Genomic DNA, 23,577 nt, shown 5'->3' with positions numbered 1-23,577 from the left:
CGTCTCAGGCCGCCGCGCGGCGTCGACGGACGCGGGACATGTCGACCGGGCGGGTCCGGTCCACGAAGTGGGGGACTTCCGGCTCGTCCTCGCGCAGCGGGACCAGGGTGTCCGCGATCCCCTGCACGATCCGGTCGGTGGCCCGCATGGCCCGAGCCCCCGCCGATCCGCTCAACCCGGTCAGGTCCACCGGCTCCCCGAACCGGATCATCACCACCGGCCGCCGCCACATCGCCTTGAGCACCGACCGCACGATGCCCACCGGCGCCGTGTACGGCAGCACCGCATGCGAGCCCCACTGCGCCACGGGAATCACCGGCGCGCCGGACATCGACGCCATGCGGGCCACGCCCGTCTTGCCGCGCTCGGGCCACATCCACGGGTCCAAGCCGATGCGGCCCTCCGGGTACACCAGCACCACCGACCCGGCCCGCAACGCGGCCGCGGCGTTCGGCAGCGCCTCGGCGACCTGCGCGGTGTGCCGGTCGACCCGCAGATGTCCCGAGGCCCGCATCGCCCACCCCGCGATCGGCGCGTCGAACAGGCCACCGGTCGCCATGAACCGGGGAGCCACCTTCGCGATGCTGCACGCCGCGGTCATCAGAACCGGATCCACCGGGCTGACGTGGTTTGCCGCCAGGATCAGCGGACCGTGCCGCAACTCCGCAGGAACCTCGCCCGACACCCGCAACCGGCAGATCAAGGGAACGAGCACCCGCGAAAACCGCAGCAGCACCCGCCACACCACCGGCACTTGCCATGACGCATTCATCAATGCGCCATGATCGCACGCCGGACCGCCCGCCAAGCCCGACCCCCGCCACCCCACGGCCCCGCGCCGCGGTCGCCCCGGATGAGGTGGATCCGTGCGGCGCACCACTGAACGCAGTGGCCTCACAGCCCGGCCCGGGCATCAACGCCAACCGCAGGCCGATGGTGGCAGTCACCCGGCACCAGCTGGCTCGCCCGGCTTGCGTTCGGCCCGGTGTTCCAGCCGACCGCCAGCCATTCGGGACCCTGTCACCCGCTGGCCGAGGGTGTCCACCGCAGGCCGAGGCTGGCAGGTGGTTCCGCACAGTCGAGTCGAGCGCAGCCAGGCAGACCCACGGTGGCAGGCATCCGCCGGCGCCAGCCGCATCGAGCGCAGGAAGCCACCCCGCTGGCGGCCGGTGTCAGCTCGCGTCGCGCAGCTCCTGCAGGCGCGCCTCGATCTCGGCCAGCTCCGCCCGTAGCCGCTCGGCCTGCTGTTCCGCCTCCGCCCGCTCGGCCCCCAGGATCTGCTCCACCGCTTCCTGCACCCCGGGCACGTCGACCAGCGCCACCATCCGCATCGCCTCGGCCGGGCGGACCACGTAGGGCTTCGCCAGCGCCTTCGAGCCCTGGTTGGCCGCGATCGTCCATTCGCCCTCGGTGTACGCCAGCGTGACCGTCAGACCGGGAGGCGGCTTGGGTTTCGCCGCCCGGGAGGAAGCCTTCCGAGGCGCCGGAGCCGGCCCACCCGACGCGCTCCTGCCATTGCCTCCCACGACCGCGGGGGCCTTACCGTTGCCGTCCGCGGCGTTCGAGGGCTCACCGTCAGCGGCTACCGCAGCACCGGGACGACCGTTTCTGCCCGCCGGCGTCGTCCGAGCAGCGCCGCTGGGAGAGCCACCGGCCACCGCGCCCGCATTGGAGGAGTTCGCCGCCGGCCCAGCGCCATCCGCGCGGGAGGCATCCACGCCCGAGCCTGCCGACATCGAGCCAGCCGACACCGTGCTCGGCGCACCAGCGCCTGTCGCGCCACGACCGTCCGCTGCACCGCCGGACCACCTACCGACACCAGACCCCTTCCCGGAACCTGACTCAGTCACCGCCGCACCACCCCTGCCTCCCGAAGACCCCGACCGGCCGCCCCGAACGGGAACCACCGGCTTGTCGATAACGAACTCCGGCTCCGGCCGGGACGGCGGCGGCGGGGCCGGCGGGGGAGCCGGCTTCCGGGCAGCCGCACCCTTGGGAGCCACTTGCAGATCACCCGGCGCGAACGGCAGCTCGTCGCGCCCGAACCGCACGACCACCCACTCGTCCGACACCGACGGGTCCGTCAACGCCACCACCTGACCCAGCTGACCCGCGATCTGACCGGCCGACGCGGTGAACATCACCCGCGGCTTGCGCCCGGCCGCCAGCCCGTCGCGGATCGCCTGCAACTCGTCGGAGCCCAGCCCTCGCACACCGGTACGCGCCGCCGCCATCGGCCCACCCTTCCTCGTACGTGTGTTCCAATGCCGTCAGTTTTACCAGCCGCCACCGACAAGAAACGCGTCAGCCCAGCCCGCCCGTCGCCGGGTTCCGATCCGTCACGCAGTAGTGCCGGCCCACCGGATCTTGGAGGGTGGTCCAGGACTCCGCCACCCGTACCACCGAAGCGCCGAGCCCCTCATGCCGTGCGACCTCGGCATGCCTGTCGTCACTGGCTAGATCGGGATGCATCCCGGACGCCGCGTCACCGGTCCGCTGGAGGAGCAGGCGTAACGGCATGCCGTCCGGGCGTACCAGAAAATCGAACTCGGGCCGTGAACCGGACCGCCGGGCCCAACCCGTCACCGCGGCCCAGAAATCAGCCTCCGCCTCGAACGAAGCGGCCGGAATGTCCAGACACCACTGATCCACCAGGCTCCGCCCACCCGGCCACGACACCGGCTCCGGCCGCACCGCCTCCCCATGCCACGCCACCAGGCAGAACAGCAGGCCCGTGGGGGAGCGCAGCACCACGAGATCATCCTCGTCGTGCACCACCACGGCACCGAGCCCCACCACCCGGCGCGCCTGCGCCGCCACCCGCTCCACATGCAGATCCAGGTGCGCCCGCGCCGGGCCGTCGTCGCCCACGACCTGCACCCTCAGGTACGCGTCACCGCCGCCGGGAAGCAACGTCGCGAACTCGCCACCGGGCCCCCGCCGCGGCGACAGGCCCGAGCCCGTCGCCGCCTGCCAGAAGGCCTCCGCCGCACGAGACGGCGAATCGAGAAAGCCGGTGATCCACCGGACAGAACTGTCAGACCCCACCGCTACGGTCCCCGCCATGACCGAGATCCTGCCCTGCCCGTCCCGTACGCGCCTCAGCGGGCAGCTTCCCGCAACCGCTCCAACAGGCCCGCCAGTTGCTCGAGCTCGGCAGGGGAGAGGACGGCACCCACCCGTACCTGCACCTCGTCCTCGAAAACGACCTCGGCATCGCTCAGCGCCGCCGCGCCCGCCTCCGTCAGCTCGATCAACGACGACCGCCGGTCATCGGGATTCGGCCGGCGTACACAGTGACCGACCGCCTCGATCCGGTCCACGGTCTTGCTGGCCGCGCCGACTGTGATCTGCAGCTGCGCCGCTACGTCGAAGACCCGGCAGCCCGGCGTCGTGGCGATCACCCGCATGGGCAGCAATCGGCCCAGCGTCAGTTGGTGCTCGGTCTGCAAACGCGCGTCGACCCGCTCCCACAACGCGATCTCCACGCTTACGACGCGGTCGAAGATGTCCATGGCCTTGGTCACGATCCACAGCGTAACGACATCCCCGGAAGCAGCTTCCAGGGAAACAACCGTCCGACCGCGGAGGGGGAGAGGCCGCAGAAACGACCGCCGATCGAGCGAACACAGCAGCGCACGCTTGGTGACTCCTCTTGTCCGAATCAAGCGAGGGCCGCGCTCCGCGGCTTGCCGTTCAGTGGTTCGCCACGAGGTTCACAACCGGCGTCCGCGTCACGGTGCGCGGACGATCCAACGTGTCGTCCGCTGCCGACTCGGTGCCGTGTGTCGGGCGTGCGGGGCCGGGCCATGCTGTAGCTCTCGAGATCGTCGAGGACCTCCGGACTGGGGTGCACTTCCCGAGCTCGCACATCCTGGCTCCAGGCGTGGCCGGAACCCTGAACGTTCACCCCTTTGGATGTGGTCGATAATTGACATTATGTCAACCTAAGCGCGAGAGGAGGGAGGAATCCCTCGGCAGTGCACATCCCAGCTCCGACTGAGGTTCGAAACCCCTGCCTAGCAGGGTCGAAATTCGGCGTAGGGCCATGCGAGTCGTCGCATGCGAGGCGGAACCGCTAGTGCGCCATACGAAATCCCAGCAGGATCGTTCTGACAGAACGCTTGCACCACCCGCCGCGGACTGGCCGCCGAAACGACGCTGCGGGACCTGGAGGGTGTGGCCCCCGACGCGCTGGCGGACTTGCGGGCCACGCGAGCCATGGGCAGGCACGCGAGTTCGGATTTGATGACAGCCACGCTCCCACTCCCGCCGGATGGGACTTTCCTGCATAATATTCCTTATGCAGGACGAACAAGACATATCGACCGAAGCGCTCGTCGAAGAGTTTCTGGCGGCTCGCGCCGTGAGGAAGCCGTCCGAGCACACCCTCCTCGCCTACCGCCGCGACCTGAACGCCGTCCTGCGGGTCATCGGCGAGAACGTCACTCTCCGTGACCTCTCCCCTCGCGCGCTCCGAGCCGCGTTCGCTCAGTTCGCCACCGGGCGGGCTCCCGCCTCCGTCTATCGGGCCTGGTCGAGCTGGAACTCCTTCTTCGGGTTCCTCGTCGTCGACGGCGTGGTCGCCGGCAACCCCATGTCCGCAGTGGGCAAGCCCCGGATGGCGACGCCCTCCCCCAAGCCGTTGCGTGGCGAGGACACTCCCGAGCAACTCCTTGAAGCGGTCAACCACGCCGACGACCGCCAGCGCGACCCCTGGCCCGAACGCGACGTGGCGGTCCTGGCTCTGGCGTTGTGTGCGGGCTTGCGGCTGTCGGAGCTGCTGGCGTTGAGGACCGGTTCCGTGCTGGGCCGACCCGGCGAGCGCCGGGTCGAGGTGGCGGGCAAGGGCGGCCGTCCCCGTACGGTGCCGATCGAGCCGGAGCTGGACGCCGTGATCAAGCGGTACGTGGAGAGCCGTCAACGGCGGTTCGGGCGGGTGCGGCCGGACGACCCGCTGCTGGTGGATCGGCGTGGTGTGCCGCTGCGGCGCGGTGGCCTGCAGTATCTGGTGCAGTCGTGTTTCCGGCGGGCCGGGGTGTCGGACCGGGTTCCGCGAGGCGCGCAGTTGCACGCGTTGCGGCATACGTTCGCGACGCGGCTGGCGGAGGACGGGGCGAACGCGTCGGAGATCATGCGGCTGCTGGGGCATGCGTCGTTGACGACGTCGCAGGGCTACATTGAGGTCACGGCGGCGCAGCAGCGGGCGGCAGTGCGAGCGAATCGCACCAATCGGGCGTTGGGTCGGTTGCAGTAGGCCTAAGCAGCCACCTCCGGAACCGGTCGGACCGGCCGCCGGATTCACGCGGCGCGATCGTCGGCAGCCGGCCCCGCGACGTCGCCGGCAGCGTCGGCACCCGGGTTGACGAGTCGTTGGCGCGCGGCGTGGGCCTCGGCCGTCAGACGATGGGCACGTTCCACGGCCGCAAGAGCAGCCTGCCTCGCCGCAACAGAGTGGGCTCTCGCCTCGCGCGCGAAGACCACGGCTGGATGCTCGCCAAAGGCGGCAGAGGTGTCACTGACGACAGCCATCCCGACCGGCTTTCCTCGACCACCTCGGGGCCGGGTAACACCGGAAGCGATGACGGCTGATGCACTCCTGAGGCTACGCCGACACGGCCGACACCGCTCGGTTCGCGAAAGTGACCAACCGTGAGGGTTGGCCGGAGCGGTCCGGGTCGGCCGTCCGCGGTGAGGCGGATGAACCAGCGCGGGTCAATGCGGGTGTGGTGGCGGGCGCAGGGTGGCCCACACCATCTTGCCGTTGCGGGCGGGCATTGCTCCCCAGGCGTGCGCGGCGGCGTCCACGACGCGCAGTCCCAGGTGGCGATGCTCAAGCGGCTCGGTGCTGCCGGTCGAGGGGCGTTGCGGCAGCCGCGGATCGCGGTCGTAGACGGCTAGATGCAGCCCGAGGTCGCGGTTGGTGGTACCGAGGCGGGACATGATCACATCGATCGGGGTGCCGGCGTGTTCGGTGGCGTTGGCGACCAGTTCGGAGATGACCAGCCGGGCGGTGTGGATCAGCGGCGTGAGGCGCCATTGTCGGCACGCGCCGGCGACGGCGTCTCGGGCTGCGACGGTGGCTGCCGGCTCGGGTGGCAGCGGCAGCCGCAGTTGGTCGGTGAACGGGTCGTGCTCGGCGAGCGTTGCGTGCGCGTCTGCGACGGTGGCAGCCACCGGCAGGTGCCGGCGGGCGCCGGGCCGGTTCAGTCGGGCGGCCAGCGCTGTGGTGGCGGGCACGGTGGCCAGCACCGGCACCGGCGGGTGCAGGGCGGCGCCCTGGGCGCGGGTGGTCAGCCACAGTGGGACGCTGCCGGCGCGGGGATCATCGAGGTGATGCAGGTCGATGACGATTCCGCCGGCGTGCCCGGCGAGGCACGTGGCCACCGCCTGATGAGCCTGCTGCCACAGCTGGTGCCTCCAGCGGCCGCGCACGGCGAGGTCGATGATCCCGGTGTCGCAGTCGACCACGGTCGTCACCGATGCGTCGTCGAGGTCGCCGTCGCGGATTCCGTACGGTGAGCCTGACTCCATGCCAACGCCTCCAGCCAGAAAATGTCCGGCTCGCATGTCAGGGCCGGCACCGCAACGGCGACTTCCCACCGGCAGTGGGCTCTCCACTGTGCTGGCGGAAACTGTCCGACTACCCACTGATGCTACGACCTAACGCTGCGTCTACCCTTGCCCACTGCTGCGGGGTTACTGGCGTCACCGAGACCCTCGTTCATCACCGCGACGCTGAACGGCGCGGATTTCACCAATGCCGCGTGAATCTTCGGTCTGAGTGGGGTAGTTGTCGTTCGCTGTGCGGGGCAGGTCGTACCTTTGCGGTATGCGTGGTGGTAGGCGGTCGATGGGATGACTCGTCCTGGTGAACCCTCTGGTGGAGTGTCGGGTCCTTCGCGCCGTACGCCGTGGGGGCCGTTGGCGGATGATGTGGTGTCGTTGGCGGAGGTGCCGGATGACGCCGATGGCCTGGTGGACGCGTTCCTGACCAGGATCACGTCGGCGGCCGCCCAGGTGATTGCCGGTGTCGACTATGCCTCGATCACCGCGTGGCGGGATGCCGGATACACCACAGTGGCGGCCAGCAGTGACCTCGTTCGGGCGGTGGACGACGCTCAGCACGTCGAGGCCTCCGGCCCGTGCGTGCAGGCCGAGCAGACGGCTGCGCCGGTGAGGGTTCCCGACATTCCGGCGGCGATGATGTCGTGGCCCAGGTTCCATGAGCAGGCCACCAAGTTGGGGCTACAGGCGTCGGTGTCGGTGCCGTTGTTCGCGGGTGGCGGTGCTGTGGTGGGGGTGCTGAATCTCTACGCCCGCGAGTCTTCGGCGTTGATACCGTTGTCCGCCGGAGTGCGCGACGTCTTTGCCGCGGAGCGGATACCGGCAGGTGGCTTCGGCGTGGACGGGAGCGCCGGCACACTGCAGTTCCTCAACGGGCTCGGGTTGGCGTTGCAGCTTCGGGTGACGATCCAGCGGGCGGTCGGCATGCTGATGGCCGATTCCGGGTGCGATGCCGTGCAAGCGCACCGGATGCTGCGGGCCCGTGCCGCTGCTGCGGGCAATTCGCTGTCCACGGCCGCGCTGCTGGTGATCGATGAAATGGGGCCGGACCCGGGTACCGATGTGCGGGTAACGGTGGGTCCACTCGTCGGGGACGTGGTGTCGGTTGCGGTCAGCGGTGAGCTGACGAGACCGGTGGATGCGGCGGTTGCCGGGCGGCTGGCCAGGGTGCTCGAAGAGCTGGCACTCGTGGTGGAGTGGGATCTGTCCGGGTTGCGGTTCTGTGATGTCGCCGGGTTGCGGCTCCTGCTCGACCTGCGGCAAAGGGCCGTCGCGGGCGGCCGGCAGATGCGCGTGGTCGCGGCTTCGGACTCCGTGCGCACCCTCATGCTGTTCACTGAGACAGCGGCGCTGTTCGGCTATCCTCCGGCGCCCGAATCGACGGCGGACGGCGACCCGCTGGGCTGAGTGGGCAGCGACCGGCGCAGCAGCAGCCGGGTCCCGCGTGCACTGCTGGTGATCTTCAGATCGGGGCAGACACGCTGGATCAGCCACAGGCCCGCATGCCGGCGGCGGATGTCCTGGGACCCGGTCGGGATCTCGAAGCCGGCGGGCAGGCCGGGACCGTTGTCGCTGATCTCGCACCACGCGCTGCCGTGATGCACCCACAGCCACAACCGGCCACCGCCGGCGTGCTCCTGCGCGTTCAGGGTGGCCTCGTGGACGGCGAGCAGGAAGCTGTCGAGGGCCGAGCCGGACAACCCGGCGGCGAGCAGCCGGTGCCGGACCTGGGTCCGCAGCTCGGCCATCGAGGCCATGGTGACGGGATGCGCCAGCAGGGCTGCCACGGTGCCGTTGCGCCGGTCGGCCGTGGGGAGGCTGGTGACCACCTCGATGGCCGTGGCCCGCAGGCTCCGGCCGGTGCGGGTGGCATGGCGGCGCAGCTCATCCAGGGCGGTGTCGACGTCCATCTCGAATGTTTCGGCCAAGATGCCCCGGGCCCGTTCGACCGCCACCCGCCCGGTCAGGACGTGCTGGGACTGGGCGGCCAGCACTGCGCGGTGCCCGGCGTCGCGCTGCACCAACAGTCCGACGGTGGCCACGTTCGCCAGCGCCTGCGTCAGACGCAGCTCCTCGTCGGTGAACCGGCCGGGTCGGTGCCGGAGCACGCTCAGCACGCCGACGATCTCACCGCGCATCCGCATCGGCGCCGCCGCAACCGACCGGAAACCGTCATCGCGGGCCTGCTCGGCGTACGCCGCCCACCGCGGGTCCGGATCGTCCAAGTCAGCGTCAACCGCCGGTCGTCCGGTGGCGAAGCACCAGCTGGCCGGTGCGGACGGGGCCTCGAACAGCCTCGCCCGTGGGGTGTACTCCGGTGCCGCCGCCAGCAGACACAGCACGCCCCGGCCGTCGGCGACCATGATCCCCGCCGCCTGCGCGGACAGTAGTCGCACGGCCCGCTCGGTCACCCAGTGCAGCAGCCCGTCAGCATCGAGGTCGGCGACCAACGTGTCGGACAACTCCACCAGAAAGTCCACCATCGCCGGATCGTCTGCCACGCTCACCGGTACTCACCCGCCCTGTCCTCATCGTCGTCCAGGTCGCTGAACCGCAGCCGCCGGGCCACCACGTCGGCGGCCACCTCGTCCAGCTCACGTCCGGCGGCGAACGCGTGCGCCCGCAGCCGCGCCAGCGCGTCCTCCACCGGCACCGCGAGCTGCACACTGATCATCCCGGTCGCCTGGTGCACGGCCGCGCGCTGCAGAAGATGCTCGCCGCGGCCATTGCCGAGCATCGGAGTCTCGTCGTCGCTGTCCGCCACGGTCTCGGCGAGGAGAAGCTCGGTGACCGCCTCCGCCATGACCAACGCGTCCGCCAGCGTCTGATCGGCCAACCCGCCCGCGGTGTCGCGGTACAGATCCAGAACGCCTACCCGCGTGTCGCCCACGTGCAGCGGTAGCGCGAAAACCGCATACGCTCCGGCCAACACCGCCGCCGGGGCGAACGCCGGCCACTGCTCCTGCCACACCGGCGCCCGCAGATCCTCGGCCAGCACTGGCTCGGTTCCCGCGTACGCAACCCGGCACGGCCCTTCACCGAGCAGGAACTGCAACTGCTCCACCCGGGCACTCACCGGATCGCTGGCATAGCGAACCTGCTGCGTGTCCGGCGTCATCACCGTCACGCCCCCGCCACGAACCCCCGCAAGAGCGGGCAGGCAGGCGTTACACAGGCTTTCCACATCCGGGCCGTGCTCGGCCATCAAGCGTTCCACCCGCAATCGGCGGTCAGGGTTATCCACACCGATCACGGCCGACTCCGAATATGCGCAAGTACTGGTTCACCATGACGGGAACCTCCGACCCTGCCCCAGAGGCGCCACCCAGGTTCGGATCCAGCGCCACAAGCTCCTGGCATCCCACCGAGCACCACCGGATACGGCAGATACCTCGCAACCCTACGCTGCAGGTGGTGAATCAGCCGCTTCGGGGCGTCGCCAGGCGCCGAGGCGAGGGGCCGGGAGGGCGGGAAGCCGGGAGGGCGGATACCCGCCCTCCCGGCTTCCCGCCGTCATGAATCAGCTGTTGAGGAAGCCCAGCAGGGCTTCGTTGAACTCGGTCGGGTGGCTGGCGTTGATGCCGTGCGGCCCGTCCTCGATGACGACGAGCTTCGCGCCGGGGATTGTTTCGGCGGTGCGCTTGCCGCTGTGTTCGATCGGCACGATCGCGTCGCTGTCGCCGTGGATGACCAGCGTCGGGATATCGATCTTGGCCAGGTCGCCGCGGAAGTCGGTGAGACCGAATGCCGCGATGCAGTCCAGGGTGGCCTTGGCCGAGGCGGCGTGGGCGAGTTCCTGAGCGTAGCGGACCTGGTTGTCGCTGACCTTGAGGGTCTTGCCGGCGGTGAAGAAGGCCTGGGCGAAGCCGTCCACGAAGGCGATGCGGTCGGCGGTGACGCCGTCCTGAAAGGCCTTGATGGTCGCGTCGTCCAGGGCGCCCTCGGGGTTGTCGTCGCTCTTGTAGAGGTACGGCGGGACGGCTCCCGCGAACACGGCCTTGGCGATACGGCCGCTGCCGTACGTGCCCAGGTAGCGGGCCACCTCTCCCCCGCCCATGGAGAATCCGACCAGGGTGGCACCGGTCAGGTCGAGGTGCTTGAGCAGGGCGTCGAGGTCGGCGGCGAAGGTGTCGTAGTCGTAGCCGTCCCAGGGCTGGCTGCTCTTGCCGAAGCCGCGCCGGTCGTACGTGATGACGCGTTTGCCGTCGGCGATCAGGGCCGGGGTCTGGGCTTCCCAGCTGCGGCCGGACAGGGGCCAGCCGTGGATGAGGACGACGGGGTCGCCTTTGCCGAAGTCCTCGTAGTAGAGGTCGACTCCGGTGCTGACGGGTGCGTGCGGCATGACGGGCCTCTTCTCAGGCGAGGGTGAGGGTGACGTCGATGTTGCCGCGGGTGGCGTTGCTGTACGGGCAGACCTGGTGCGCCGCGTCGAGGAGCTTGCGGGCGGTGGCCTCGTCGACGCCGGGGATCTCGGCTTCGAGGGCGACGGTGAGCCCGAAGCGTCCGCCGTCCAGGGGGCCGATGCCGACGTCCACGGTGACGGCCGTGTCGGTGAGGGTGATCTTCTCCTTGCGGGCGACGGTCTTGAGCGCGCTGTGGAAGCAGGCGGCGTAGCCGGCGGCGAAGAGTTGTTCCGGGTTGGTGAGGGGGCCGCCGGGGCCGCCGAGCTCCTTCGGCACGGCGAGGTCGAGGTCGAGGACACCGTCGCTGGAGCGGGTGTGTCCGCTGCGTCCGTCGCCGGAGGCGGTGGCGGAGGCGGTGTAGAGGGGGGTCATCGTGCGGTCTCCCGTCGGTTGGGGGTGGCTGCCGCGGCGCCGCGGATGCGGCTGAGCAGGCTTTGCAGCGTGGCGAGGTCTTCGGGGGTGAGGTCGAGGGTGCAGCCGAGCTGGCGGGGCAGGTCGGCGAGTTCGTGTTCGAGGGCGGCGCCCTTGGGCGTGGGGCTGATCCAGACGACGCGTTCGTCGTCGGTGCCGCGTTCGCGGCGGATGATTCCCTGGCTTTCGAGCCTCTTGAGCAGCGGTGAGAGGGTGCCGCTGTCGAGGTTCAGGGCGGCGCCGAGGTCTCGGACGGTGATGCGGCCGCGGTGCCAGACGACCCGCATGGTGACGAACTGGGGGTACGTGAGGCCGGCCGTGTCGAGAGCGGGCCGGTAGAGGCCGGTCATGGTGCGGGACGCAGCGTACAACTCGAAGCAGATCATCTGTTCGAGGCCGGTGCTCTCGGTCATGGCGAGAACGGTAGTCCGCGATTTAGTTGTGTACAACCGATGTGTGGCGCCGCCCACACTACGATCTCACCGTGGTCAATTTTGTGCCGCTCCCGTTGCCGGCGATGCGGGCCCTCATCGATGGCGACGTGGCGGCGGCGAGCGCGGCGGCCGGTGTCGCGTTGACCCCGTGGATGGCCGGCGAGAGGTGGCTCTGGGAGATCCGGGCGGAGCAGATCGAGCAGGATCCCGGGGCGGCCGAGTGGGTGGCGCGTGCGGCGGTGATTGACGGTCAGGTCGTGGGGCACGGCGGCTTTCACGGGCCACCGGACGACGAGGGGTGCGTCGAGGTCGGTTACTCGGTCGATCCGGCGTACCGGAGACGGGGTTTCGCGAGGGCCATGCTCGCCGAGCTGATCCGGCGCGCCGAGGGTGACCCCCGGGTGCGGGTCGTCCGGGCGAGCATCCGTCCGGACAACACGGCGTCGCTGGCGACGATCGCCGGGTTCGGTTTCGAGGCCGTCGGCGAGCAGTGGGACGCCGTGGACGGCCTGGAGACCGTCTACGAGCGGGCGGCGGCCGGGTCGAGGTGAACGACCAGCGGGCGGTGGTCGGAGACGGCGACCGCGGGGGTGCGGATCTGCACCACCGGTCCCAGGCCGGCGGCGTCGCGGGGGTGGACCAGGATGTGGTCGAGCTGCGCGCGCGGTGAGGGACTCGGGTATGTGGGCCGCCGGGCGAGGCTGCGCCAGCCGGTGAAGGCGCGTACCGGCCCGGCGGGCATGTTGAGGTCGCCCAGAAGCACGCGGGGCGCGGGCATGGACCGCAGCGCACGGACCGCGGCGCGCAGCTGGCGGATGTTCCAGCCGGGCACGAACGACAGGTGGGTGGTGGCGACGGTCATCGGGCCGCCCGGCGCGTCGATGACCGCGGCGACCATCACCCGGGGCTCGTCCTTGAGCAGCAGCAGGCCGCCGTCGGGGCCGGGTGCCCAGACGGGCGAGCGTACGGGTGCCGCCGGCAGCTCGGTGATCTGCCAGCGGGCGACCGGGTAGCGGCTGACCAGGGCGATGCCGTAGAGCGGGTGCACGTTGTCCGCCTCGGAGCGCCAGGGCCGCCAGGTCTCCCCCGGCGTGCCGGCGACGGCGGCGGCGAAGCGGTGGGAGGGTGCGCCGAGGGCTTCGGCGGCGATGGCCGTGAGGTCGAGGTGGCCGCTGCGGGGCTGGGCGCGGTCGACCTCCTGCAGACCCAGGACGTCGGCATCAAGGTCGGCGACGGCGGCGGCGACGCGGTCGGCGTGTACGTTGCCGTCGGAGAGGGACCTGCCGTGCAGCAGGTTGAAGGTGGCCAGGCGCACGGAACAAGACCTTATCGAGGTACGGAGGGTGGCGCGGTGTTCAAGGCGGTGTGCTGTTCGGCGTCGGTGTTCCTGCTGATCGGGATGGCGGGCATCTGGCTGCGGCGGCGCCGGGGGCGGTAGTCCATGCTTGTCAGCCGTGGATGCGTTTTCGGTCGTTACCTTGCTGGGGGCGGCGACGGCGGCCGGATGGGTGGACGCGGTGGTGGGCGGCGGCGGTTTGCTGTTGCTGCCGGCGCTGCTGATCGCGGCGCCCGGGTTGCCGCTGGCCACGGCGCTGGGCACGAACAAGCTGGCGGCGGTGGCCGGGACGAGCACGGCGGCGGTGACGTACGCACGGCGTACCAAACTCGACTGGCGCGTGGCGGGGCCGGCGGCCGGACTGGCCGTCGTGGTGTCCGGGCTGGGCGCGGTGCTGGCGGGTGTGGTGCCGGCGGCGGCGTACCGGCCGGTGGTGCTCGGTGTGCTGGTGGCGGTGGCGCTGTTCGTGACGCTGCGCCCGGCGGTGGGCCTTGTCGCCGACCCGTCGCGGCGCACCCGGGGCCGGGTCGCGGTGGTGGTCGCGCTGGCCGGCGGGGTGATCGCGGCCTATGACGGGCTGATCGGACCGGGTACGGGAACCTTCCTGGTGCTGGCGTTCACGACGGTGGTGGGCGCGGACTTCGTGCACGGCTCGGCGATGGCGAAGATCGTGAACACGGGTACGAACCTGGGCGCGCTGGTGGTGTTCGGCGCCACGGGACACGTGTACTGGCTGCTGGGCGCGGCCATGGCGGTGTGCAACATCGGCGGCGCGGTGCTGGGCGCACGGATGGCGTTACGGCGCGGCTCGGGTTTCGTACGGGTGGTGCTGCTCGTGGTCGTGCTGGCGTTGATCGTGAAGCTGGGAATCGACCAGCTACGCGCCTGAGCCGTGCACGAGAATGGGCTCATGACCGACGAGGACCTCATCGCCCGGCTCGAGGAGCACGAGGAGCGGCTGACGTTCACCCGCTTCGACAACGCGGACGCCTGGCACCTGGGCAGCCTGCTGGTGGATCTGGCCACCGGCCGGGATCTGCCGGTGGCCGTCGACATCCGCCGCGGGACCCAGCAGTTGTTCCACGCGGCGCTGCCGGGCAGCACGGCGGACAACGACCATTGGATCGCGCGCAAGGTACGGGTGGTGGAACGCTTCGCCGCATCGTCGTACCTGGTGGGCCGGCGGCTGGCGGCGAAGGGCGACGCGCTGGACGCCAAGTACGGGGTGGACCCGGCCGACTACGCGGCCCACGGCGGTGCTTTCCCCGTACGCGTGGAAGGCGTGGGTGTGGTCGGCGTCGTGACCGTGTCGGGGTTGCCGCAGGCCGACGACCATGCCCTGGTGGTCGAGGCGATCGAGACCTACCTGGCGGACTGAGCGAGCGCCGCCTCCACGGCGGCCTTGTCGATGCCGAGCTCCCCCAGCACCCCGCCGCCCTGGGCCTCTTCGAGCAGCGCGAGCACGATGTGACCGGTGCCGACGGTGTCGTCGCCGAGGCGCAGCGCCTCGCGGAAGGTCAGCTCGAGAGCCTTGCGGGAGCGGGCGTCGAACGGGATGAGCTCGGGCATCGCCCCGCCGGGCGCCTCGGGCAGCGCGGCCCTGGCGGCCTCCCGTACGCGTCCGATGTCGCCGAGGGTGGCGTGCGCGCGGGCGTCGGGGACGTCGAGCATGCCCAGCAGCAGGTGCTCGGGGTGGATCTCGGGGTGGCCGGTGGCGCGGGCCGCCGTCATGGACCCGACGACGGTGCTGCGGGCGTTGTCGCTGAAGCGGCTGAAGCCCTGCCCCGCGTCGAGGTCACCCTTGGGCACGAAGCGCTTCTGGGCGGCCTGCTTGGACACCCCCATGCTGTGGCCGATGTCGGTCCAGGAGGCGCCGGAGCGGCGGGCCTGGTCGACGAAGTGGCCGATGAGGTGATCGGCGAGCTCGCCGAGATGGTCGGCGAGCAGCACCGCGTCGGAGAGCCTGTCGAGCGGGGCGTCGGGGCGGTTCCTGGTGATGGACTGGATGAGGTCGTCGAGCCGGACGGGCGGCGTGGTCTGCGTCATGGCGTCAACTCTAGGTTGACGGTCGGGCTGTCGTCAACCACCGGTTGACGCGTACGCTCAGCGTTCATGTACCTGAATCCGGTCCGGCACATCACCATCGACGCCCACGACCCCTGGAAGCTCGCCACCTTCTGGGCTGCGGTCACCGGCTACACCGTCGGTGCGGAGGACGCCCCCGGCGACGACGAGGTGCTGCTCAGCGCCCCGGAACCCGGCGCGCCCGGAATCCTGTTCATCCGCGTACCCGACGACAAGGCCACCAAGAACCGGGTGCATCTCGACATCCAGCCGCCGGCGGGCACCCGCGACGAGGCCGTGGAGCGGCTGGTCAAGGCCGGCGCCACGGTGTACGAGGACCACCGCACCGGGGACGGGCTCGGCTGGGTCACGCTCCGAGACCCCGAGGGCAACGAGTTCTGCGTGGAACGCAGCGCGGCCGAGCGGGCGTGAGACTCCCCGAACCCGCGGGCGGCCTCACCCTGCGCCGGTGGCGTGACGGCGACGCGGCCGCGCTGACGGCCGCCGCCGGAGACCCGGATCTGCACCGCTGGACGTCCTTGCGGGTCGAGCACCCCGACGAGGCCAGCGCCTGGCTCACCGCCCAGCACGCCGGCTGGACCACCGGCACCCGCTACAGCTTCGCCGTCGTCGACGACCAGGACGGCCTGCTCGGCCACGTAGCCCTGAAGCGCCCCGGCGCGCCGGCCACCGAGGCCGAGGTCGGCTACTGGACCGCCGCGTACGCCCGTGGTCGCGGGGTCGCCCCGGGGGCGGTGCGCATCGTCACCTGCTGGGCCTTCGCCGAGTTCCCGCACCTGCGGCGCTTACGGCTGCTGCACCAGGTGGACAACACGGCGTCGTGCCGGGTCGCCCTCAAGAGCGGGTACGCGTACGAGCAGACGCTCAAGGCTCAGGACCCGTACCCGCGCGAGGGCCACGTGCACGTCTTGCTCGGGAGCCGTGCGATTGGTGATGGCGAAGCCTGATCGCGGCCATTCTGGAGGGTCGAGTCGGCGGCTCCCGGGTTTATGGTGGGGGCATGGCGGCACAGTTCGACTGGGGTCTGGATCAGCCCGCGAACCCTGCAGCGCGACCTGGGGAGGGTGTTCAGGACATCGAACCTGAACAGTTGCCTGAGGTGCGCGCGTTGTCGGCCGAGGGGTGGCAGCTGGCGCCGGACGCTCCGGTGCTGGCGTTCCTACCGGCGGTGTGGCCGCCGGAGCTGCGCACCTGGGTCCCGGATCGCTCGACTCGCCACGAGCAGCGGTTCGAGCAGTACCCCGTCAATCTCGCCATCTACTCGACGGCGACCGTCTCGGCCACTCCCGCTGCCCGCGAGGAGGCGGAGGCCGACATCGACGAGCTGTTGGCGGCTGCAGGGGCACCCGGCCGACCGCGAGGCCGAATATGGTTGCTCAAGCCGCCGCAGGGATATGACTCTGTCGAGCGCGCCTGGCGGCCGAGCTGTTGCACGACGCGAACCGCTGAGCACCAGACGGGGCCGTTTGCCCAGTGGCTTGGCACGGCCCCATCCGCTTCTTAGCGGCACCTCCGGCGACATGCGCTACGCCTGGCGGGCGGTCTCTTTGCGGCCGCGCTTACCGAGGGGCGTCTGCGACAGGTCCACCGCCTGGGCGGTCAGGTTCTTGTGGGCGTACCCGTGGCAGGTCAGCCACCGCACGGCAGCGGCCTGACCGCGGGCCGTCACCGCCGGGATGTCCCGCTCGTCGTCCACCGTCTCCGCGTAACGGAACGTGAAGAAGGGCCGCGCGGCGATGTCGTAGGTCATCGAGCCCTCAGCGGTGAACGCCGCGTACGCCACGTCATGCCGGGCGGCGTCGTCGAGCAGCGCGGTGCGCTGGGCGTCGGTGAGGGCGTCGAAGGCGCCGCGGACGGTGACCCGGATCGTGCGTGTACTCATGCACGCGACGGTAGAGCCACCGCGGACCGGCGACACCTCAATTACCGCGGCGCCTCGGCGGAGGGTCCGAACGCCGTGAGGAAACGGTCGCGGAATTGGTCCATGCGCCACACCGGTGCCTGCGGGTCCGGCTTCAGGCCGTCGGTCCAGCCCCAGGAGGCGACCCGGTCGAGCACCTTCGGGTCGTGCGCGACGATCGTCACCGGCACGTCGTGGCTCGCCCGGTCGCCGACCACGATCGGGGCCGGCTGGTGGTCGCCGAGGAAGACCAGGACCAGGTTCTCGTCGCCGTACTCGCGCACCCAGGACAGCAGGCTGCCGATCGAGTACGTGATGGACGTGGCGTACGCCGCACGGACTTGGCCGGCGTCCTTCCACACCTCGGCGGCGCCGGTGCCACGGGCGTGCTGGGCCTGGTACACCGAGCCGTCGCCGACCTGGTCCCAGCCGATCAGCGTCGGCAGCGGCGCCCACGGGGTGTGGCTCGACACGAAGGTCATCTCGGCCATCAGGGGGCTGCGGCGGGGGCGGGTGTACTCCAGGTCGGTGAACGACTTGAGGGTGAACTGGTCGGGCACCGGGCCCCAGCCGAACACCGGGCCGTGGTAACCGAGCGTGTGCGAGTCGTACACGCGGTCGTAGCCGTAGAACTGCGCCTCGGGCCACGCGTACGTGACGCCCGGCTCGACCCCGACGGTCTGCCAGGCGCCGGCCTTCTTGAACGCGCCGGTGATGGTGAACCGGTCGCCCGAGACCAGGCTGCGGTAGCGCTGCTCGTTGTCGATCCACACTCCCGACTGCATGGTCGAGTGCGCCAGCCAGCTGCCGCCGCCGGCTGTCGGTGAGGTCAGGAACCCGCTGCGGGCCGCGTACCCGGCCGCGGCGAGCTGCTTGGTGCCGTCCGTGAGCAGCCGGCTGACCGGCGGGTCCAGCTGCGGATCCTCGATCGCGGAGCGGCCGTAGCTCTCGATGAACGCGAACAGCACGTCCTTGCCGCGCAGCCCGGTCAGCAGCGACGCCGGCGGGGTGCCGCGGAACGCGTCCGCGGCGGCCTCGGCGGCGAACGCCTGCCGGTCCCGCACCGCGGCGGGCACCTTCAGCACGTTGTCCCGCGCCAGCAGCGCGGCGCTGTCGGAGGCGACATATACCCCGGGTACGAACGAGGTGCCCTGCAAGGCAAGCGCCAGCCACGCCACCGCGGCGAACCCGGTGGTGACCCGCGTCGCATCCTGGTGCCGGGCGGTGACCGCGGCCAGCCGCCGTACGGCCAGCACCATTCCCGTCAGCACTCCGGCGGCCAGCAGCACCGCCCCGGCGGCCGCGGCCACGGCTCCGGCCGTACCCGTGGAACCCTGGACGAAGCGGTAGCCGTCTGCCAGCAACGGCCAGTCCAGCACCGGGTTGAACGGCCGGGACAGCACCGCGAAGAAGCCCATGTCGACGATCTTCACGACGGTGAGCAGGCCCAGCACGGCGCCGAGCACGCTCGCGGTGATCGCCCGCGCCCGCGCGGGCAGCACGAGCAGCACGGCGAGGGCGGCAAGGGCCTCCACGGGTACGCGCACCAGCGCCGCCCACGGCGACGCCCCCGGAGGCAGGCGCGTCAGCTGGTCGGGGACGACGAGGGCGAGGAAGACGAAGAGGGCAGCGAGGCCGGTGAGGGCCCACGCGGCGGCGCGGCGCTTGCGTGACACTGCGACGGTCCTTCGGTTCGAGACGTGGCGGAGGCAGGAGCGTACCCCCGCCCTGTGCACACGCCCGAAATCCGGATCCGGTTCAGGCGCGCCGGCTCTCTTCGCGGCGGCGGACCAGTTCCTCGACCGCGCTCGGCAGGGTGGTCTCGAAGTCGATCAGCTTCGCCCAGGTCGGGGTCACGACGATCCGGACCATGCCGTCGTAGAGCGACCGCACCTCCGCCTTCCAGTGGACCCGCTGCTCGGGCGTCATCTCGTAGCTGGTGTTGGCCTCCAGGAACTCGTCGGGGATGCCGTCGACGACGTCCAGCTCGGCCCGGCCGCGGATGAGCAGGATCGCGGGCGGGTGCACCTCGGTGTCGATCGTCAGGGCCACCATCGGGTTCGCGCGCAGGGCCGGCAGCTTCGGGGCGTTCTTCGGGGTGCACATGACGATCTCCGAGCCGTTCCAGGAGAACCCGATCGGGATCGTGCGGGGAGTGCCGTCCTTGGCGACGTAGGCCAGGCGGGTCAGGTCGCGGGCCAGCAGTTCCCGGCTGAGCGGCCGGTCCAGGATTTCGGCGATCTCGTTCGGCTGCACGGTGGTACCTCCAGGGCGTCACGCGGACGGGGTGTCCGCTGCTGCCCCTGGGACGGAGCCGGCCTTCCGTTCTCGACATCGGCCAAGCCGCTACACCATAACTGTCATTATGGTGTAGTGGCGTTATGTCCGGTTTTTGGATTACCGGATTACTGTTAATCGCAATCCAGTAATTCTCGCAAGGGACTGCGCTGGCTTGGCAGCTACGGAGCTTTACGAGGGTGACTGCCGCCTGTCGAATTGCCAGCGCTGATACCAGCCGCCGTCACAGGCTGCGAGCGCGAGCCCGGCATCGAGCAGCCGCTGCCGCCCCTTGATCTCCACGCATCGGTGGTCCGCTCTGCTCTGCAGGGCGCCGCCGGCGCCGAGCTGCCAGCCTTGTTCCGGCGTGTCTTCGCAGTCGGCTTGTTCCAGCGCCGCGACGTCGTTGCGGGTCAGGCACTTGCTGCTGAATTTGTTGACCATGCGCCAGGTCGTCGGGTCGAGGCGTTCGACGACCCAGAGTTGGTTTCTGTAGTCGCCGTCGGTCCGCCATGTCCACAGGTGCACGCGGGCGCCGTTGTCCATCGACCAGTTCTCCACGTCGAGGACGTACGGAATCGAGCTGGTGCCGGGGTCCGCGTTGGTGATCGCGATGGTGGTGCCGGAGGCGGGCTGGGCCGGCGACGGTGAAGTCGGGGAAGGCTCGGGCGCCCGGCTCGGCTGGGTCACGGGCACGACCGGGTGCGATGTCGCGGGCCGCGATGCCGGATGGGTGTGCGACGGCGCGCTGTCCGGTGGCGCCGCGTCCGGTGGCCGCGCAGTGGGAAGCCGCACCCCTCCGGGCGGCTGCGAGGTGGGAAGCGGCGTGCCGCTGCTGGGCGCACCGGCCGGCCCGGCGGGCGTTGCCGTGATCGATCGCGGGTCGGCGGACACGGTGACGCCGGACAGGGCGTACGCCATCCCTGCGGAGACGGTCATCAGCAGGACGACACCGACGCCGACAGCGGCGAAGCGCCGGGCGGAGGGAGCGGGTGGCGGTGAGGTCGCCGGCCAGTCGGGCTCCCACAGGGGCGCCGACAACACTTTCGCCGGCCGCGTGCGGTCGGAGTGACGCGACTGTTTACGCGCTCTGTGCGTCGCCTCCCACTCGGCACGAAGCGTTCGCGGGTCGACCCCGGCCAACGTGGCCAGGGCCTCGACCATGTCCCAGGGCGGCAACGCCTGCGCGGTGAAGTATCGCGACAACGATGAATCGCTGACATGCAGCTGCTGTCCCAGCTGCTTCAAGCTGAGCCCGGTTTGCGCCCGTAGTGCCGCCAACCGTGAAGAAAGCGGTTCCAGGTCGTGGTTCGTCACGCCAGCCCTCCGTCCCCCGTTGATCCTCATTGTGCTGGCCACCGGTGCGGGATCGATGTCTATAACTTGACTGAACGGCGCGGACGGGTGCAGGACTCCGACTCCTGTCGACTGTCGACAGTGGCCTGAGCTGGGCCTTCATCGTCCCTCGCCGTCCCGGGACGAACCTGGGACGGCGGCGGTCTTGTCGGGCCCGGACCATCGCCGTGAGCGTTGACGTGCCGGCGACGTGCCGGCAACGACCGGCGCCGGGTTCGCCGCGAGGACGTCCCTGGGACGACCCCGAGCGCCACGTACGAGGGGGACAATCGTGTTGAAGATGCTCACGCGCCGCGGCCTGGCGGTCGCGGCGGCAACCGCCATGGTGACGGCGGCGGTCGTGACCGGTAGCGCCACAGCGGGAACCGCGGCGCCTGCCGCTTCGGGATCTACCGACCTCGGACCCGTCGCCGTGGCACCGGTGCCGCCGCCGGCAGTGAAGGCGGACAAGGCCGCGGTGAAGGCGGACAAGCAGACAAGCTCCCTGGCCGCGGTCTACTGGCACTGGTACAACTACAACTCCGGCAAGTGCCTGGGCATCGCCGGGGGCAACATGGCCAACGGCACCAAGGCCGTCCAGTGGTCGTGCCTGGACCATCCCGACCAGTTCTGGCTCTCCACGCCGCTGGACGACGGCAATTACTACGAGTTGCGCAATCAGGCCAACAGCAACAAGTGCCTGGGCGTACCGGGCGGCACGACCGCCAGCGGTGCACAGCTCGTGATCTGGGACTGCAACGGCCACGCCGACCAGTTCTGGAGCCCGGTCCGCAACGCCTCGACGGGCGCCTACGCGTTCCTGAACCGCAACTCGGGCAAAATCATCGGAGTCGGCGGCGGCTCCCTGGCCGACGGCGCGCCCGTGGTTCAGTGGGACTGGGAGGGCCACGCCGACCAGCTCTGGTACTAGCTCGGCAGTAGCCCCCCGGGCCGCTTTCGGTCCGGGGGGCGGACGCCCTTACTCACCCGGTGAAGACGCGTCGCCACGTCGGCGCAGCCGTGCCGTACGACGCGGGCAGATGCGGCCAGCGCAACGGCCGCCCGTCGAGCGACCCGGGCGGGCTGATGCCGGTCCAGCCGCCGCCGAGGTCGACCCGATAGGCGTCCGGATCGTCCACGCCGGGGTCACCGGCACCGCGGGGTCCCTGCTCGAGCAACCACCGGGCGGTGCGCTCCAGCGACACGGACACGTGCGCCGCCTCGCCGGTGCGGGCTCGCCGGGTCAGGGCCGCAAGGACACCGGAGGCGAGCAGGTAGCCGGTGGCGTGGTCGAGCGCCTGGCACGGCAGGGCACCCGGCCGGGTCCCGTTCCCGGCGGCCCAGCCGATGCCGGTGGCGATCTGCACGAGGCTGTCGAAACCACGGCGAGCATCCCAGCCACCCGTCGTGCCCCAGGCCGAGAGGGTGGCCACGATCGTGCCGGGGTGCCGCTCGGCGATCAGCGCGGGCGCCAGGCCGTACCGGTCCAGCGCACCGGGCCGGTAACCGGTGACGATCACATCGGCGTGGGCCGCGAGCCGGTGCAACGTCTCCAGCCCTTCTCCGGTGCGGGCGTCCACCAGGGTGCTCGCCTTGCCGAGCACACCGTCCACCGTGAGCGAGTCCAGCTCGGGCCGCTCGGGATCGTCGACGCGCAGCACGTGGGCGCCCAGCGCGGCGAGCATCCGGGTGGCGACCGGCCCGGCGAGCACCCGGGTCAGGTCGAGGACCCGGACCCCGGACGCGGGCAGCTGACCGGTGGCCGGTAGCCCGGGCGCGGCGCCCAACGGCACGATGCTGATCAACGGCGCGTCATCGGGCGGGTGCTCGCTCCGCCATTGTTTCGTCGTTCGCGCCGCGACGGCGAGTCCGCCCGCGTCGTACACGAGCTGCTCGACCTCGGCAGCCGGGCGCTGCTTGATCGCCTGGGCGACCAGCGGCAACACTGTGTCGTCCGGGCCGTCCGGCACGAACAGGGCACGCAGCAGCGCGGCACGATGCCACGGATAGTTGGCATGGGTGCGTACCCAGCCGTCAGCGGTCGGCCAGAGTCGTGACAGCGGCGCGAACCCGGGAACGCCGTGGCCGGTCGGGTCGCGCAGCAGAGCCTCGCTGCGTACGGCGGCAGCGACGTGCGCGGTGTCCACGGTGACCCGGGGCCGATGGCCGGTGCGGGCGTGCGCAAGCTCCGCCGCGGCGAGCAGGCACCCGGCCACGGAGGCCGTCGCGCATTCGGCAACCGCCAGCGAGGAGTGCAGCGCTGCCGGGCGGACGACGCCGGTCACGACCGCGGCGGCACCATCGGGCAGGCCGAGGCCGGTGGGCAGCGTCATGGGCCCAGCACCCGGCGGGCCTCGGCCAGCACCGGTTCCGACGCGAGGCCCTGCCACGACGCGAACACGTCACGGAAGTACCCGCCGTACCGTTGCCCGAGCGTGGGGTCCTGCTCCACGACGTCGAGCTCGTTGACGATGCTCAGGTCGGCGAAGCCCTGCAGCAGGTAGTCGGGGCGGCCGGTCCAGCGGTTCCACACCTGGCTCGTGCCGGGCAGGGTCCGCCAGGTGCGGGAGCGGTCACAGGCGCCGTACTGGTGGACCAGCGACTCGGCGCGCTCGCCCACCAGCTGCCGCAGCGGAGTCCGGTCAGCCTTGCGCAGCCACGCCTTCACGTCGTCGGCGTTCATGGCAGCATCCGGACGAGCCGGCCGATCTCGCCGCTGTGCGTGCAGGTCACCCACACTGCCCGGTCCGGGCCGATGGTGATCCCGTACGGGCCGGCAGCGTCGCCGGTGATCACGAACTCCTGGATCCGCACAGGTCGACCCTGCCG

Annotated in this window: 28 protein-coding genes and 2 pseudogenes; 9 read left to right on the top strand and 21 right to left on the bottom strand. The window is 71.0% G+C overall.

Translation table 11 applies throughout. The annotated features are described in order from the left end of the window. Window positions 1-4 precede the first annotated feature (4 nt). The 5 genes and pseudogenes from AB0368_RS02915 to AB0368_RS02895 all read right to left on the bottom strand — a co-directional run bounded on the left by AB0368_RS02915 (window position 5) and on the right by AB0368_RS02895 (window position 3,515). Entirely contained in the window at window positions 5-772 is a 768-nt protein-coding gene (locus AB0368_RS02915; RefSeq protein ID WP_366152050.1) for a lysophospholipid acyltransferase family protein, read from the bottom strand. A gap of 400 nt (window positions 773-1,172) precedes the next feature. Then, window positions 1,173-1,466 (bottom strand): annotated as a pseudogene (locus tag AB0368_RS02910) (hypothetical protein); the annotation flags it as partial. A 441-nt stretch (window positions 1,467-1,907) separates the two neighbouring features. Further along, window positions 1,908-2,234 (bottom strand): annotated as a pseudogene (locus AB0368_RS02905) (hypothetical protein); the annotation flags it as partial. A 70-nt stretch (window positions 2,235-2,304) separates the two neighbouring features. Further along, complete coding sequence (locus AB0368_RS02900) at window positions 2,305-3,066, bottom strand: VOC family protein (protein ID WP_366152049.1); 762 nt, start codon at window positions 3,064-3,066, stop codon at window positions 2,305-2,307. A gap of 35 nt (window positions 3,067-3,101) precedes the next feature. After that, on the bottom strand, window positions 3,102-3,515 hold the full coding sequence (locus tag AB0368_RS02895) for a MarR family winged helix-turn-helix transcriptional regulator (RefSeq protein WP_366152048.1): 414 nt from the start codon (window positions 3,513-3,515) through the stop codon (window positions 3,102-3,104). 788 nt (window positions 3,516-4,303) lie between these two features. Between AB0368_RS02895 and AB0368_RS02890 the strand changes: the two genes are divergently transcribed. Continuing rightward, window positions 4,304-5,257 (top strand): tyrosine-type recombinase/integrase, encoded by a 954-nt coding sequence (locus tag AB0368_RS02890; RefSeq protein ID WP_366152047.1) that lies wholly within the window; start codon window positions 4,304-4,306, stop codon window positions 5,255-5,257. A 44-nt stretch (window positions 5,258-5,301) separates the two neighbouring features. Here the strand turns inward: AB0368_RS02890 and AB0368_RS02885 are convergent, their stop codons facing one another. Together AB0368_RS02885 and AB0368_RS02880 are read right to left on the bottom strand one after the other, a co-directional pair. Continuing rightward, complete coding sequence (locus tag AB0368_RS02885; protein WP_366152046.1) at window positions 5,302-5,532, bottom strand: hypothetical protein; 231 nt, start codon at window positions 5,530-5,532, stop codon at window positions 5,302-5,304. Between the two features lie 183 nt (window positions 5,533-5,715). After that, window positions 5,716-6,534 carry an ATP-binding protein gene (locus tag AB0368_RS02880; RefSeq protein ID WP_366152045.1) on the bottom strand — a complete coding sequence of 273 codons (819 nt, stop codon included), beginning with the start codon at window positions 6,532-6,534 and terminating at the stop codon, window positions 5,716-5,718. 405 nt (window positions 6,535-6,939) lie between these two features. Here AB0368_RS02880 and AB0368_RS02875 point away from each other — a divergent pair, with 405 nt between their 5' ends. Next, window positions 6,940-7,974, top strand: a complete 1,035-nt coding sequence (locus AB0368_RS02875) for a GAF domain-containing protein (RefSeq protein WP_366152044.1) — start codon at window positions 6,940-6,942, stop codon at window positions 7,972-7,974. Here AB0368_RS02875 and AB0368_RS02870 read toward each other — a convergent pair. From AB0368_RS02870 to AB0368_RS02850, 5 genes are all read right to left on the bottom strand, one after another. Beyond that, window positions 7,926-9,074: a GAF domain-containing protein gene (locus AB0368_RS02870; RefSeq protein ID WP_366152043.1), complete on the bottom strand. Its 1,149-nt coding sequence runs from the start codon at window positions 9,072-9,074 to the stop codon at window positions 7,926-7,928. The genes AB0368_RS02875 and AB0368_RS02870 overlap by 49 nt on opposite strands. Beyond that, window positions 9,071-9,820 carry a GAF and ANTAR domain-containing protein gene (locus AB0368_RS02865; protein WP_366152042.1) on the bottom strand — a complete coding sequence of 250 codons (750 nt, stop codon included), beginning with the start codon at window positions 9,818-9,820 and terminating at the stop codon, window positions 9,071-9,073. Before AB0368_RS02865 ends, AB0368_RS02870 begins: the two co-directional genes overlap by 4 nt. Before the next feature lie 267 nt (window positions 9,821-10,087). Then, window positions 10,088-10,909, bottom strand: a complete 822-nt coding sequence (locus tag AB0368_RS02860; RefSeq protein ID WP_366152041.1) for an alpha/beta hydrolase — start codon at window positions 10,907-10,909, stop codon at window positions 10,088-10,090. A 13-nt stretch (window positions 10,910-10,922) separates the two neighbouring features. Continuing rightward, the gene (locus tag AB0368_RS02855) at window positions 10,923-11,342 is read right to left on the bottom strand and encodes an organic hydroperoxide resistance protein (RefSeq protein ID WP_366152040.1); all 420 of its coding nucleotides are present in this window, start codon (window positions 11,340-11,342) and stop codon (window positions 10,923-10,925) included. Next, the gene (locus AB0368_RS02850) at window positions 11,339-11,794 is read right to left on the bottom strand and encodes a MarR family transcriptional regulator (RefSeq protein ID WP_366152039.1); all 456 of its coding nucleotides are present in this window, start codon (window positions 11,792-11,794) and stop codon (window positions 11,339-11,341) included. Before AB0368_RS02850 ends, AB0368_RS02855 begins: the two co-directional genes overlap by 4 nt. A 71-nt stretch (window positions 11,795-11,865) precedes the next feature. Here AB0368_RS02850 and AB0368_RS02845 point away from each other — a divergent pair, with 71 nt between their 5' ends. After that, the gene (locus AB0368_RS02845) at window positions 11,866-12,366 is read left to right on the top strand and encodes a GNAT family protein (RefSeq protein ID WP_366152038.1); all 501 of its coding nucleotides are present in this window, start codon (window positions 11,866-11,868) and stop codon (window positions 12,364-12,366) included. On the opposite strand, the gene AB0368_RS02840 is transcribed toward AB0368_RS02845, so the two are convergent. Continuing rightward, complete coding sequence (locus tag AB0368_RS02840) at window positions 12,336-13,130, bottom strand: endonuclease/exonuclease/phosphatase family protein (protein ID WP_366152037.1); 795 nt, start codon at window positions 13,128-13,130, stop codon at window positions 12,336-12,338. The two genes, AB0368_RS02845 and AB0368_RS02840, sit on opposite strands and share 31 nt — an antisense overlap. 139 nt (window positions 13,131-13,269) lie before the next feature. Between AB0368_RS02840 and AB0368_RS02835 the strand changes: the two genes are divergently transcribed. Continuing rightward, window positions 13,270-14,040: a TSUP family transporter gene (locus AB0368_RS02835; protein ID WP_366152036.1), complete on the top strand. Its 771-nt coding sequence runs from the start codon at window positions 13,270-13,272 to the stop codon at window positions 14,038-14,040. A 21-nt stretch (window positions 14,041-14,061) separates the two neighbouring features. Then, window positions 14,062-14,529 (top strand): heme-degrading domain-containing protein, encoded by a 468-nt coding sequence (locus tag AB0368_RS02830; RefSeq protein ID WP_366152035.1) that lies wholly within the window; start codon window positions 14,062-14,064, stop codon window positions 14,527-14,529. Here AB0368_RS02830 and AB0368_RS02825 read toward each other — a convergent pair. After that, on the bottom strand, window positions 14,514-15,197 hold the full coding sequence (locus AB0368_RS02825; protein ID WP_366152034.1) for a Clp protease N-terminal domain-containing protein: 684 nt from the start codon (window positions 15,195-15,197) through the stop codon (window positions 14,514-14,516). The two genes, AB0368_RS02830 and AB0368_RS02825, sit on opposite strands and share 16 nt — an antisense overlap. Window positions 15,198-15,263: 66 nt before the next feature. Here AB0368_RS02825 and AB0368_RS02820 point away from each other — a divergent pair, with 66 nt between their 5' ends. Genes AB0368_RS02820 through AB0368_RS02810 form a run of 3 tightly spaced genes read left to right on the top strand, consistent with a single transcriptional unit; the run spans window position 15,264 to window position 16,740 of the window. Then, window positions 15,264-15,647, top strand: coding sequence for a VOC family protein (locus AB0368_RS02820; protein ID WP_366152033.1), 384 nt, complete (start codon window positions 15,264-15,266; stop codon window positions 15,645-15,647). Further along, entirely contained in the window at window positions 15,644-16,183 is a 540-nt protein-coding gene (locus AB0368_RS02815; protein ID WP_366152032.1) for a GNAT family N-acetyltransferase, read from the top strand. The genes AB0368_RS02820 and AB0368_RS02815 overlap by 4 nt, the downstream gene beginning before the upstream one ends. Window positions 16,184-16,236: 53 nt before the next feature. Continuing rightward, window positions 16,237-16,740: a DUF5956 family protein gene (locus tag AB0368_RS02810; protein WP_366152031.1), complete on the top strand. Its 504-nt coding sequence runs from the start codon at window positions 16,237-16,239 to the stop codon at window positions 16,738-16,740. A 21-nt stretch (window positions 16,741-16,761) separates the two neighbouring features. Here AB0368_RS02810 and AB0368_RS02805 read toward each other — a convergent pair whose 3' ends face one another. From AB0368_RS02805 to AB0368_RS02790, 4 genes are all read right to left on the bottom strand, one after another. Next, a complete protein-coding gene (locus AB0368_RS02805; protein ID WP_366152030.1) occupies window positions 16,762-17,118 on the bottom strand; it encodes a DUF6204 family protein in 357 nt (118 codons plus the stop codon). Window positions 17,119-17,159: 41 nt separating this feature from the next. Then, window positions 17,160-18,812 carry a sulfatase gene (locus tag AB0368_RS02800; protein ID WP_366152029.1) on the bottom strand — a complete coding sequence of 551 codons (1,653 nt, stop codon included), beginning with the start codon at window positions 18,810-18,812 and terminating at the stop codon, window positions 17,160-17,162. 82 nt (window positions 18,813-18,894) lie between these two features. Continuing rightward, a complete protein-coding gene (locus AB0368_RS02795; RefSeq protein ID WP_366152028.1) occupies window positions 18,895-19,392 on the bottom strand; it encodes a pyridoxamine 5'-phosphate oxidase family protein in 498 nt (165 codons plus the stop codon). Window positions 19,393-19,605: 213 nt separating this feature from the next. Next, complete coding sequence (locus tag AB0368_RS02790) at window positions 19,606-20,730, bottom strand: helix-turn-helix domain-containing protein (protein ID WP_366152027.1); 1,125 nt, start codon at window positions 20,728-20,730, stop codon at window positions 19,606-19,608. A gap of 319 nt (window positions 20,731-21,049) precedes the next feature. On the opposite strand from AB0368_RS02790, the gene AB0368_RS02785 reads away from it, so the two are divergent. After that, window positions 21,050-21,679 carry an RICIN domain-containing protein gene (locus AB0368_RS02785; RefSeq protein WP_366152026.1) on the top strand — a complete coding sequence of 210 codons (630 nt, stop codon included), beginning with the start codon at window positions 21,050-21,052 and terminating at the stop codon, window positions 21,677-21,679. Window positions 21,680-21,731: 52 nt separating this feature from the next. Here AB0368_RS02785 and AB0368_RS02780 read toward each other — a convergent pair whose 3' ends face one another. Genes AB0368_RS02780 through AB0368_RS02770 form a run of 3 tightly spaced genes read right to left on the bottom strand, consistent with a single transcriptional unit; the run spans window position 21,732 to window position 23,562 of the window. After that, window positions 21,732-23,081, bottom strand: a complete 1,350-nt coding sequence (locus AB0368_RS02780; RefSeq protein WP_366152025.1) for a CoA transferase — start codon at window positions 23,079-23,081, stop codon at window positions 21,732-21,734. Next, window positions 23,078-23,431 carry a DUF6817 domain-containing protein gene (locus tag AB0368_RS02775; RefSeq protein WP_366152024.1) on the bottom strand — a complete coding sequence of 118 codons (354 nt, stop codon included), beginning with the start codon at window positions 23,429-23,431 and terminating at the stop codon, window positions 23,078-23,080. The genes AB0368_RS02780 and AB0368_RS02775 overlap by 4 nt, the downstream gene beginning before the upstream one ends. After that, on the bottom strand, window positions 23,428-23,562 hold the full coding sequence (locus AB0368_RS02770; protein ID WP_366152023.1) for a hypothetical protein: 135 nt from the start codon (window positions 23,560-23,562) through the stop codon (window positions 23,428-23,430). Before AB0368_RS02770 ends, AB0368_RS02775 begins: the two co-directional genes overlap by 4 nt. Between the last annotated feature and the right edge of the window lie 15 nt (window positions 23,563-23,577).

Source organism: Actinoplanes sp. NPDC051475, from assembly GCF_040689425.1.
Taxonomy (GTDB): Bacteria; Actinomycetota; Actinomycetes; order Mycobacteriales; family Micromonosporaceae; genus Actinoplanes.
Note: the sequence above shows the minus strand (reverse complement) of the source record. Positions and strands in the feature narration are given on the sequence as shown.

Bases quoted from the DNA above. Each gene is read 5' to 3' on its own strand.
- AB0368_RS02880 (WP_366152045.1), bottom strand. From the start codon at position 6,534: ATGGAGTCAGGCTCACCGTACGGAATCCGCGACGGCGACCTCGACGAC.
- AB0368_RS02825 (WP_366152034.1), bottom strand. From the start codon at position 15,197: ATGACGCAGACCACGCCGCCCGTCCGGCTCGACGACCTCATCCAGTCC.
- AB0368_RS02775 (WP_366152024.1), bottom strand. From the start codon at position 23,431: ATGAACGCCGACGACGTGAAGGCGTGGCTGCGCAAGGCTGACCGGACT.
- AB0368_RS02805 (WP_366152030.1), bottom strand. From the start codon at position 17,118: ATGAGTACACGCACGATCCGGGTCACCGTCCGCGGCGCCTTCGACGCC.
- AB0368_RS02830 (WP_366152035.1), top strand. From the start codon at position 14,062: ATGACCGACGAGGACCTCATCGCCCGGCTCGAGGAGCACGAGGAGCGG.
- AB0368_RS02850 (WP_366152039.1), bottom strand. From the start codon at position 11,794: ATGACCGAGAGCACCGGCCTCGAACAGATGATCTGCTTCGAGTTGTAC.
- AB0368_RS02810 (WP_366152031.1), top strand. From the start codon at position 16,237: ATGGCGGCACAGTTCGACTGGGGTCTGGATCAGCCCGCGAACCCTGCA.
- AB0368_RS02895 (WP_366152048.1), bottom strand. From the start codon at position 3,515: ATGGACATCTTCGACCGCGTCGTAAGCGTGGAGATCGCGTTGTGGGAG.
- AB0368_RS02780 (WP_366152025.1), bottom strand. From the start codon at position 23,081: ATGACGCTGCCCACCGGCCTCGGCCTGCCCGATGGTGCCGCCGCGGTC.
- AB0368_RS02860 (WP_366152041.1), bottom strand. From the start codon at position 10,909: ATGCCGCACGCACCCGTCAGCACCGGAGTCGACCTCTACTACGAGGAC.
- AB0368_RS02890 (WP_366152047.1), top strand. From the start codon at position 4,304: ATGCAGGACGAACAAGACATATCGACCGAAGCGCTCGTCGAAGAGTTT.
- AB0368_RS02885 (WP_366152046.1), bottom strand. From the start codon at position 5,532: ATGGCTGTCGTCAGTGACACCTCTGCCGCCTTTGGCGAGCATCCAGCC.
- AB0368_RS02785 (WP_366152026.1), top strand. From the start codon at position 21,050: ATGCTCACGCGCCGCGGCCTGGCGGTCGCGGCGGCAACCGCCATGGTG.
- AB0368_RS02900 (WP_366152049.1), bottom strand. From the start codon at position 3,066: ATGGCGGGGACCGTAGCGGTGGGGTCTGACAGTTCTGTCCGGTGGATC.
- AB0368_RS02855 (WP_366152040.1), bottom strand. From the start codon at position 11,342: ATGACCCCCCTCTACACCGCCTCCGCCACCGCCTCCGGCGACGGACGC.
- AB0368_RS02820 (WP_366152033.1), top strand. From the start codon at position 15,264: ATGTACCTGAATCCGGTCCGGCACATCACCATCGACGCCCACGACCCC.
- AB0368_RS02915 (WP_366152050.1), bottom strand. From the start codon at position 772: ATGAATGCGTCATGGCAAGTGCCGGTGGTGTGGCGGGTGCTGCTGCGG.